Consider the following 9,855-nt stretch of genomic DNA (forward strand, 5'->3'; position numbering starts at 1 on the left):
TCTGCCGGGATTCCGCGACGTCGGCATCGGCCACGCGCGCGAGCAGCCGGACGAGCGCCGGGCCGCTCAGCGCCGGGCGCGGAGGTGCTTGCACCATGCTACAAACCGTCAAAAAAGGCAGCAGTTTACACGTCGCCGGGCGGTCGGCCGCCAGAATCGGGGAAGCGGCGCCGATCGGCGCGGCGGGCGACACACGCGAACGCCCGCCGCGCAAGGCTCGGCGGGCGACCGGGGCTTCGGCGGCGACGGTTCCGACGCGCCCTTGCCCTTGCCCTTGCCCTTGCCCTTGCCCTTGCCCTTGCCCTTGCCCTTGCCCTTGACCTCGCCCGTCACCCGTCACCCGTCGCCCGCGGATCGCCGACCGCCGACCGCCGACCGCCGACCGCCGACCGCCGACCGCAAATATCGTCCGACGATACCGGCCGCGTTGCACTACCATCAAAGCACCCGTCGAGCCATGCGAGCCGGCCGCGGGCGGCGCCGCCGAGACCGGGCGCCACCGACCCACGACGACAACAGACGGGCCCGGCCCGACCGCACACGATGCTTGCCAATCTCGTCTCGCGCCTGCGCGACCGTTTCGGCAAACCGCCGACCCCGCAGGCCTTCGCCGAACGCCTGATCGCCACGCTGCGCGCATCGGGCGACACACGCACCTGGCGCCACGAGGACGAGAAGGGCTGCCTCGTCCAGTCGGATGTGCCGTCGAACATCATCAACCTGCACAACCTGTTCCACGACTACGCGGCCGCGAAGCCGTCCGAGCGGGACACCGTGCTGAAGCGCCAGGCGAACGCGATGATGCAGCACGAGATCCCGACGGATTTCGCCGCCGCGCGCGCGAAGCTGCGCCCCGTGATCCGCAGCGCGACCGAGCGCTGCGTGACGGCGCTGCAAACGGCCGGGCAGTTCGGCATCACGGAGCTGGCGTTCCGGCCGCTGTGCGAGAACATCGAGATCGGCATCGCATACGACGGCGAGCTCAACATCGCGCGCCTGCCGACCGCGACGCTCGACCGATGGGGCGTCTCGTTCGACGAAGCCTGCGACATCGCGATCGACAACCTGCGGGCCGCATCGTCGACGCCGTGGGCCGCGCTGCCGAACGGGGTATTCCTGTCGCAATTCGACGACTCGTACGACGCGGCGCGGCTGCTGCTGACCGACCTGCTCCACCGGCAGCCGATCGCCGGCGCGCCGGTCGTGATGGCGCCCAACCGCGCGGTGCTGCTGCTCACCGGCGACCGCAACCCGGCCGGGCTCGCCGCCATGGTCGACCTCGCCGAACAGGCGCAGGCGCAGCCGCGCCCGCTGCCGCCGCTGATGCTGCGCTGGGACGGCGCCGCCTGGCGGCGCTTCGTGCCGGCAGGGCTCGAAGCGAAGCTGCATGCGCTGCGCATCGGCGAGCTCGCGGGCGACTACCAGGATCAGCGGATGCTGCTCAACGACGTGCATGAGCGCGACGGCACCGACCTCTTCGTGGCGACCTACTCGGTGTACAAACGCCAGGACGGCAGCCTGTTCAGCGTCAGCGTATGGAGCGACGGCGTGCCTTCCCTGCTGCCGGAGACGGATATCGTCGCGCTCCATCGCGGCTCGACGGGGCAATCCGCCTACGTGCCGATGGCCGAGCTGCTGCGCACGTGCGGCGACCTGATGACGGCCACCGGGCATCGCCCGGTGCGGTATGAAGTGAAGGCATTTCCGGACGACACGCGGTTCGCGGCGCTGTTGGCGCGGTTCAGCGAAGCCTGATGCTGACGCCGATGCGCGTTCGCACGGTGCGCGCCGGCAGCCCGCCACGGGAATGGCCGGCCGCCGTGCGATGCAGATCGGGAATGGAAGCGGTTAGATGCGCTCAGATGCCCGCTTTCGGCGCATTCAGGATCAGTCGCAGCCCGAGCAGCGTGATCGCGCCGGCGGCGATGCGGTCGACCCACTTCTTCGCGCGCAGGTAGAGCTCGCGCGGCCGGCGTGTGGAGAAGCACAGCGCGACGACCGTGTACCAGCCGAACTCGACGCCGAACACGAGCGGCGGCAGCGCCAGATAGCACCACAGCGGCGGATGCTGCGGGAGCAGCGCCGCGAAGATGCTGCCGTACCAGATCGCCGTCTTCGGGTTGCTGAGCTGGGTCGTGAGGCCCGTCCAGAACGACTTGCGCGCGCTGCCGCCGGCCAGCGCCTGCGGATCGTCCATCGCGATCGGCCGGTCGGCGCCGCGCCAGATCTTCGACGCCATGTAGATCAGGTACGCGCCGCCCGCCACCTTGAGGCCCACGTACAGCCATTCGACGGCCTGCAGCAGCGTATAGAGCCCGGCCAGCGCGACGCCGCCGAACACGATGCCGCCGATGCCCATGCCGAGCGCGGTGGCCAGCCCGTCGCGGCGCGACAGCCCGATCGAATTGCGGGCAACCAGCACGAAGCTCGGGCCCGGAATCATCGCGCCGAGAAACAGCGCGGCCAGGATGGCGAGTACGGCAGCCGATGCAGTCATCGAAGTCTCCTTGGTGAGCGACGCCGAATCGCCAGCGCCTGCGTGTCGTTTCCGATGGTCGAGCCGCTGATTCTGGCACGCTTCGCCCATGGCCGAAAGCGGCTTTGCGCTGCTATGCTGGCCCTCTTTCCCGTCATTCGCGCCGCCCCCCATGATCGAGATTCGCGCCGCCCGCTATCCCGATGACGCCCGTGCCGTCGAGGCGATCTTCCGCGAGTACATCGCGAGCCCGACCGTCAGCCTCGAATTCCAGGACTACGAGCCCGAGATCGCCGCGCTGCCCGGCAAGTACGCGGCGCCGCGCGGGCGGCTGCTGCTCGCGTGGCAAGGCGAGCGCGCGGTGGGCTGCGCGGCGTTTCGCGAGATCGACGCGACGACGTGCGAGATGAAGCGCGTCTACGTGCGCCCCGAAGCGCGCGGGCTGAACGTCGGCCGCCAGCTCGTTGAACGGTTGCTGCACGACGCGAAGGCGGCCGGCTATGCGCGGATGTGTCTCGACGTGCTGCCGGAGTTCGTCGCCGCCAGGAAACTGTATGCGTCGCTCGGCTTCACACCCGCGCCGCCCGTCGCGTTCAACCCGGTGCCGGGCACCGAGTTTCTCGGGCGGGATGTGTAATCGCCACGCCGTCGGCACCGCTTTCCACCTTTCGACCGGACACCCCGTCATGCGCGCTTTCCGCCCGTCCATCCTGCTCCTCCCGCTGCTCGCCGCGCTTTCGCTGAACGCCCGCGCTGGCGACCTGCCGAAATCGGTCGCCGCGCAGTTGCCGCCCGGCTACCAGCCGCTGCTCGCGCATGCCGGGCCGGATCTCGACAACGGGCGGCACAGCTTTCTCGTCGTCGTGCATCGGGCGGTCGATACGCGCGAGCAGCCGTCGCCGCGTCCGCTGCTGATCTTCGAGGAACAACCGGATCACGCCTTCCGGCTCGTCTCGCGCAACGATCAGGTCGTGCTGCGCGCGAACGAAGGCGGCCAGTGCGATCCGTTCGATCCCGAAGATGCCGCCGACAACGGCTTCGCGATCAAGGGCCACTATTTCACCGTGCAGAACTTCGTCGCGTGCGGGCAGCACTGGAGCGACTACGTGACGTTCCGCTACGACCCGCGCACGCACGGGTGGCTGTTCTCGAACCAGATCGTCACCGAATCGTTCCCGCTCGACGACCAGCCCGACCACGTCACCGTCACGCGCGCCGATGCGCATCGGCCGGTGTCGTTCGGCCAATGGAAACGCAAGGACTGACGCGGCCGGTGCCACGCGCCGCAACCGGTTGCATCGCACGCCGGCCGGCGCGGGCACGGCCGGACGCAGTCACATCCCGCTTCTCCCGCGCTCGCGAGCGCACGCCAACAGGACTACCATAGGCGCTCGCCGTCGCGCGACCGCGCGCCGGCCTCGCACGCGGCTCGCCCGCCTACGCTCCCTCGCTGCACCCGCACTGGAGGACGTCATGACGCAACACTTCGACGCGATCGTCATCGGCACCGGTCAAGCCGGGCCGCCACTCGCCGCGCGGCTGTCCGGCGCCGGGATGAAGGTCGCGATCATCGAGCGCGGCCGCTTCGGCGGCACCTGCGTGAACACCGGCTGCATCCCGACCAAGACGCTGATCGCGAGCGCGTACGCCGCGCACCTCGCGCGGCGCGCCGGCGAATACGGCGTGTCGGTCGGCGGCCCCGTCACCGTCGACATGCAAGCCGTGAAGGCGCGCAAGGACCAGATCTCCGGCCGCTCGAACCACGGCGTCGAGCAATGGGTGCGCGGCCTCGCGAACACCACCGTGTTTCAGGGTCACGCCCGCTTCGAGCAGGCCAATACGGTGCGCGTGGGCGACGACGTACTCGAAGCGGAACGCATCTTCATCAACGTCGGCGGGCGCGCGCAGGTGCCGGCCATGCCGGGCCTCGACACGGTGCCGTACCTGACCAACTCGACGATGATGGACGTCGACTTCCTGCCCGAGCATCTCGTGATCGTCGGCGGCAGCTACATCGGGCTCGAGTTCGGCCAGATGTATCGCCGCTTCGGGTCGAAGGTCACGATCGTCGAGCAGGGTTCGCGCCTGATCCGGCGCGAGGACGAGGACGTGTCGCAGGCAGTGCGCGAGATTCTCGAAAACGAAGGGATCGACGTGCAGCTCGACGCGACCTGCCTGAGCGCGCGGCGCGACGGCAGCGGCATCGCGGTCGGCCTCGACTGCGCGGGCGGCGGCCGCGAGGTCGCGGGCTCGCACCTGCTGCTCGCGGTCGGACGCGTGCCGAACACCGACGATCTCGGGCTCGACCGCGCGGGCGTCTCGACCGACGCGCGCGGCTACATCGAGGTCGACGAACAATTGCGCACGAACGTGCCCGGCATCTGGGCGCTCGGCGACTGCAACGGGCGCGGCGCGTTCACGCACACCGCATACAACGACTACGAGATCGTCGCGGCCAACCTGCTCGACAACGATCCGCGCAAGGTGTCCGATCGCATCGCGGCGTACGCGCTGTACGTCGATCCGCCGCTCGGCCGCGTCGGCATGACGCTCGCGCAAGCGAAGCAGACCGGCCGCCGGCTGCTCGTCGGCACGCGCCCGATGACGCGCGTCGGCCGCGCGGTGGAAAAAGGCGAGAGCCTGGGTTTCATGAAGGTGATCGTCGACGCGGACAGCCACGCGATCCTCGGCGCGTCGATCCTCGGCGTGACGGGCGACGAAGTCGTGCACGGGATGCTCGACGTGATGGCCGCCGGCGCGCCGTACACGACGATCAGCCGTGCGATGCATATCCACCCGACCGTGTCGGAGCTCGTGCCGACGCTGCTGCAGGATCTGCATCCGGTCGAATGACGGATGGCGGGCGGCTGCGCCTCGGCGTCGCACGGGGGGCGAGCGGTATGCGAAGATGGCCGCTCGCCACGACATCCGGGAGCGCCATGGACCGCCTGCAAGCGATGCAGATCTACGTACAGATCGTCGAACGCGGCAACTTCACGCAGGCCGCCGACGCGCTGCAACTGCATCGGCCGGCCGTGACGAAAGCCGTGCAGCAGCTCGAGCAGGAACTCGGCGTCCGGCTGCTGAACCGCAGCACGCGCCGCGTCAGCGTGACGGCCGAAGGCGAGGCATTCCATGCGCGCTGCGTGCAGTTGCTCGGCAGCATCGACGACGCGTTCGCGTCGTTCCCGAAGCAGCGCGCGATCCCGAAAGGCCGGTTGCGCATCGACATCGCGCTCGCGCTGGCGAAGACGGTCGTGATTCCGGCGTTGCCCGATTTCCAGCAACACTATCCGCAGATCGAGCTCGTGCTCGGCGCGAGCGACCAGCCGGCCGACCTGATCGGAGAAGGCATCGACTGCGTCGTGCGGGTCGGCAAGCTGAAGGATTCGAGCATGGTCGCGCGCACGGTCGGCGCGGTGCCGATGGTCACGTGCGCGTCGCCCGGCTACATCGCCCGCCACGGTTTGCCGCGCACGCTCGACGACCTTCGTGCGCATCGCGCCGTCAACTTCTTTACCGGCAGCAATCGCAAGGTGCTCGAATGGACGTTCCGCCCGCACGGCGAAACCGTCGCGGTGAAGCTCACGAGCAGCCTGCTGACCGACAACTCGGAAGCGCTGCTGTCCTGCGGGCTGGCCGGCCTCGGCATCGTGCATGCATTGCGGCCCGCGCTGCAGCCGAGCATCGACTCGGGCCAGCTGATCGAGCTGCTGCCCGGCGTGCCGGCCGAGCCGAAGCCGGTGTCGGTGCTGTACCCGAACCGCGCGCATCTGCCCGACAAGGTGCGCGCGTTCATCGACTGGCTGACCGAGCTGTTTGCGCGGCGTTATCCGGCGTAGAACAGGTGTGCGCCGATTGTTATTCGTCGAATAACAATCAATGATCCCGCCGCGCGTTTCTCCGGCGCGGATACCCGCCTACAGTGCTCCTTCATCGACACCCGTTCATTGAAGGAGCCCTCCATGTCCCGCATCGTTCGTTTCCACCGCGTCGGCGGCCCCGACGTCCTGCAGATCGACACCGTCGACGTACCCGCACCAGGCCCGGACGACATCCAGCTGCGCGTGAAGGCGATCGGCCTCAATCGCGCGGAAGTCATGTACCGCAGCGGCGAATACACGTTCATGCCGCGCTTTCCCGCGGCGCTCGGCTACGAGGCGTCGGGGATCGTCGCGGCGGTCGGCCGCAACGTGACGGCGTTCGCGGAAGGCGATGCGGTGAGCGTCGTGCCGGCGTTCTCGTTCGCCGACTACGGGATGTACGGCGAGGTCGTCAACGTGCCCGCGCATGCGGTGGTCAGGCATCCGGCAAGCCTGTCGTTCGAGGAAGCGGCCGCGACGTGGATGATGTTCGTCACGGCGTGGGGCGCGCTGATCGAACTCGGCGGGCTGCAGCGCGGCGACGCGGTGCTGATCGGCGCCGCGTCGAGCAGCGTCGGCCAGGCGGCGATCCAGATCGCGAACCACGTCGGCGCGGTGCCGATCGCGCTGACGCGCGGCGAATCGAAGCGCCAGGCGCTGCTCGACGCGGGCGCGAAGCACGTGATCGTCGGCAGCCCTGCGGACCTGCCGCAGCAGGTGGCGGAGATCACCGGCGGCACCGGCGCGCGCCTCGTGTTCGATCCGGTCGGCGGCCCGGACGCGGCGAACCTGCTGCGCGCGCTGGCCACGAACGGCACGTTCTTCCAGTACGGCGCGCTCGACACGCGCGACATCCCGGTGCCGGTCATGGACCTGCTCGCCCGCCACCTGACACTGCGCGGCTACGAGCTGTTCGAGATCACCGGCGACGCGCAGCGGCTCGAGCGCGCGAAGCGCTTCATCGTCGACGGGCTCGCGGCCGGCGCGCTGAAGCCGCTGATCGATCGCACGTTCGCGTTCGACGACATCGTGGAAGCGCATCGCTACATGGAGGCCGGTGCGCAGGTCGGGAAGATCGTCGTCACGGTCTGAACGATGCGAGGCGGGCGGGCCGCTTGTCTGAAAAGGCGGCAGGCCCGCCCCCCGTTCAGCTTTCGAAATACCGCGGCCGGTCGATATCGGCCAGCAACCCCGGCTGCGTCGGCGCCCAGTCGAGCGATACGCGCGTGCGCTCGCTCGTGGCCGGCGCATCCATCCCCGCGAACATCGCGAACCAGCCGAAGTGTTCGCCGGCTTCCGCCGCCGTTTTCGCGACGACCGGCACGTTCAGCCGCCGGCCGATCACTTCCGCGATGTCCCTGAACCGCACGCCGGTATCGTCGACCGCGTGATAGCGCGCGCCGGGTGCGCCGCGTTCGATCGCGAGCCGATAGACGCGCGCCGCGTCGAGCCGGTGCACGGCGGGCCAGCGGTTGTCGCCTGCGCCGATGTAGGCCGACGCGCCCTTCTCCCGCGCGAACGCGATCAGGCGCGGCACGAAAGCGTGATCGCCGTCGCCGTGCACGGACGGCGGCAGGCGCACGACCGATGCATGCACGCCGCGCGCCTCCAGCGCGACCGCGGCCGCTTCGGACGCCCGCGGATAGGTCGACGACACCGGCACGTGCGGATCGTCTTCCGTCGCCGCGCGCCCGGGCGCGACGAGCGCGAGGCCCGACGTGACGACCAGCGGCCGCGCCGAGCCCGCGAGCGCCGCGCCGATCGTCTCGATCGCGCGCCGGTCTAGCTCGCAGTTCTGCGCGAAGCGCGAGAAGTCGTGATTGAATCCCGTATGGATCACCGCGTCGGCGGCTTCGGCGCCACGCGTGAGGCTGTCGAGATCCTCCAGCGACCCGCGGTGGACCTCGGCGCCGGCCGCCGCGACCGACGACGCGGCCGCATCGGACCGCGCGAGGCCGAGCACCGAGTGCCCGGCAGCAATGAGTTCGGCCACGACGGCCGCGCCGACGAAGCCCGACGCTCCAGTAACAAAGACACGCATGTTCAACACCTCCGGATGGCAGGGAGGCTTACTATCTGTCGATCGCCGTGCACGGTGAAGCCGTGACGGTTTACCGGTAAACGAACTAACAGGCTATGGCTGACGCCCCCGACAACCTGCTCGGCGCCTACCTTCGGGCCCGCCGCGAGAAACTCGACCCGGCCGCGCTCGGCCTGCCGGCCACGCGCCGCCGCACGCCGGGCCTGCGGCGCGAGGAAATCGCCGAGCGTGCGCACGTGAGCACCGCGTGGTACACGTGGCTCGAACAGGGGCGCGGCGGGGCGCCGTCTGCCGACGTGCTCGACCGGCTCGCCCGCGCGCTGCTGCTGAACGACGCCGAGCGCGAGCACCTGTTCCTGATCGGCGTCGGCCACCTGCCGGAAGTGCGCTATCACGCAGCCGACCATGTGTCGCCGCGCGTGCAGCACGTGCTCGATTCGCTCGACGCGAGCCCGGCGATCGTGCGCTCGGCGACGTGGGACGTCGTCGCGTGGAACGACGCGGCAGCCGCGACGCTGACCGACTACACGACGCTGTCGCCGCAACGGCGCAACATCCTGCGGCTCATCTTCGTCGATCCGCACGTGCGCGGCGTGCAGGCGAACTGGGAACGCGTCGCACGGTTCGCGGTGGGCGCGTTTCGCGCCGACGTCGCGCGCGGCGGTGCGACGCAGGCCGTTCAGGCCTTCGTCGACGAGATGCGCGCGGCGAGCGCGGAGTTCGACGCGCTGTGGCGCGACCACGATGTCCGCTCGCACGAGGAAGGCACCAAGGAGATCCACCATCCTGCGGTCGGGCGCATCGCGCTCGAATACGCGGCGTTCGCGGTAAACGGCCGGCCCGACCAGACGCTCGTGATCTTTACGCCGGAAACGGCGGCCGATCGCGCGCTCGTCCGGTCGCTGGTGGCCGCGCGCGCGCAAGCGCTGGCCGAGCAGATGCCGGTGGCATGACGGCGCGCGTTTAGTCTGATGAACGCGCCGTCGCGCCGTCTCGCCCGCCACCGCCATCGCCCCCGTCGCCCCGCTCAGCCCCATCGCATTCCGCACTGATTCCCAGTCGAATATTTAATTTTCACCTGGCGTAGCGCGCGCTTACCCTTTCGGCATCGCATCACAGGGCCACCGGCCCCTCCCTGGAGCATCCCGATGTCCGACCCCGGCACCGCGCAAGCCGTCCCCCGCCCGCATGCGGCTTCCGTGTCCTATGGCGCGCTCGCACTGCTGGTGCTGGCCGGCCTCAACCTGCGACCGTTCCTGACCGCGTTCGGCCCCGTGCTCGACGTCGTGCGCGCCGACACGGGCCTCGGCTTTCGCGCGGCCGCGCTGCTGACCACGTTGCCGTTCGTGCTGATGGGTGTCGTCGCCGGGGTCGGCGTCGGGCTCGCGCGACGCGTGGGCGAGCAGCGCGCGCTGAGCGTCGCGCTGGCGCTGATCGCGGCCGGCTGCACGGCGCGCCTGTGGAGCGGCGGCAGC

10 protein-coding genes and 1 pseudogene are annotated in these 9,855 nt (G+C 70.0%); 8 read left to right on the forward strand and 3 right to left on the reverse strand.

The annotated features are described in order from the left end of the window. The coding region (locus tag G3N98_RS35815) for a DUF3348 family protein (RefSeq protein ID WP_206150776.1) at nt 1–97 on the reverse strand (97 nt) is incomplete at its 3' end. A 446-nt stretch (nt 98–543) separates the two neighbouring features. Between G3N98_RS35815 and G3N98_RS35820 the strand changes: the two genes are divergently transcribed. Beyond that, the gene (locus G3N98_RS35820; RefSeq protein WP_206150767.1) at nt 544–1,755 is read left to right on the forward strand and encodes a hypothetical protein; all 1,212 of its coding nucleotides are present in this window, start codon (nt 544–546) and stop codon (nt 1,753–1,755) included. Between the two features lie 103 nt (nt 1,756–1,858). Here the strand turns inward: G3N98_RS35820 and G3N98_RS35825 are convergent, their stop codons facing one another. After that, nucleotides 1,859–2,497 (reverse strand): LysE family transporter, encoded by a 639-nt coding sequence (locus G3N98_RS35825; RefSeq protein WP_206150768.1) that lies wholly within the window; start codon nt 2,495–2,497, stop codon nt 1,859–1,861. A gap of 151 nt (nt 2,498–2,648) precedes the next feature. Here G3N98_RS35825 and G3N98_RS35830 point away from each other — a divergent pair, with 151 nt between their 5' ends. The 5 genes from G3N98_RS35830 to G3N98_RS35850 all read left to right on the forward strand — a co-directional run bounded on the left by G3N98_RS35830 (nt 2,649) and on the right by G3N98_RS35850 (nt 7,431). Further along, nucleotides 2,649–3,113 carry a GNAT family N-acetyltransferase gene (locus G3N98_RS35830; RefSeq protein ID WP_206150769.1) on the forward strand — a complete coding sequence of 155 codons (465 nt, stop codon included), beginning with the start codon at nt 2,649–2,651 and terminating at the stop codon, nt 3,111–3,113. A 49-nt stretch (nt 3,114–3,162) separates the two neighbouring features. Further along, nucleotides 3,163–3,741 (forward strand): hypothetical protein, encoded by a 579-nt coding sequence (locus G3N98_RS35835; protein WP_206150770.1) that lies wholly within the window; start codon nt 3,163–3,165, stop codon nt 3,739–3,741. Between the two features lie 208 nt (nt 3,742–3,949). Continuing rightward, a complete protein-coding gene (locus tag G3N98_RS35840; protein ID WP_206150771.1) occupies nt 3,950–5,329 on the forward strand; it encodes an FAD-containing oxidoreductase in 1,380 nt (459 codons plus the stop codon). Between the two features lie 86 nt (nt 5,330–5,415). Further along, nucleotides 5,416–6,318, forward strand: a complete 903-nt coding sequence (locus G3N98_RS35845) for a LysR family transcriptional regulator (RefSeq protein WP_206150772.1) — start codon at nt 5,416–5,418, stop codon at nt 6,316–6,318. 123 nt (nt 6,319–6,441) lie between these two features. Next, nucleotides 6,442–7,431, forward strand: coding sequence for a zinc-dependent alcohol dehydrogenase family protein (locus tag G3N98_RS35850; protein WP_206150773.1), 990 nt, complete (start codon nt 6,442–6,444; stop codon nt 7,429–7,431). A 55-nt stretch (nt 7,432–7,486) separates the two neighbouring features. On the opposite strand, the gene G3N98_RS35855 is transcribed toward G3N98_RS35850, so the two are convergent. Next, a complete protein-coding gene (locus G3N98_RS35855; RefSeq protein ID WP_206150774.1) occupies nt 7,487–8,380 on the reverse strand; it encodes an SDR family oxidoreductase in 894 nt (297 codons plus the stop codon). 95 nt (nt 8,381–8,475) lie between these two features. Between G3N98_RS35855 and G3N98_RS35860 the strand changes: the two genes are divergently transcribed. Further along, complete coding sequence (locus G3N98_RS35860) at nt 8,476–9,333, forward strand: helix-turn-helix transcriptional regulator (RefSeq protein WP_206150775.1); 858 nt, start codon at nt 8,476–8,478, stop codon at nt 9,331–9,333. Between the two features lie 195 nt (nt 9,334–9,528). Then, nucleotides 9,529–9,855: pseudogene (locus G3N98_RS35865) on the forward strand (MFS transporter); the annotation flags it as partial.

Source organism: Burkholderia sp. Tr-20390, assembly GCF_017104595.1.
In the GTDB taxonomy this organism is placed as follows: domain Bacteria; phylum Pseudomonadota; class Gammaproteobacteria; order Burkholderiales; family Burkholderiaceae; genus Burkholderia.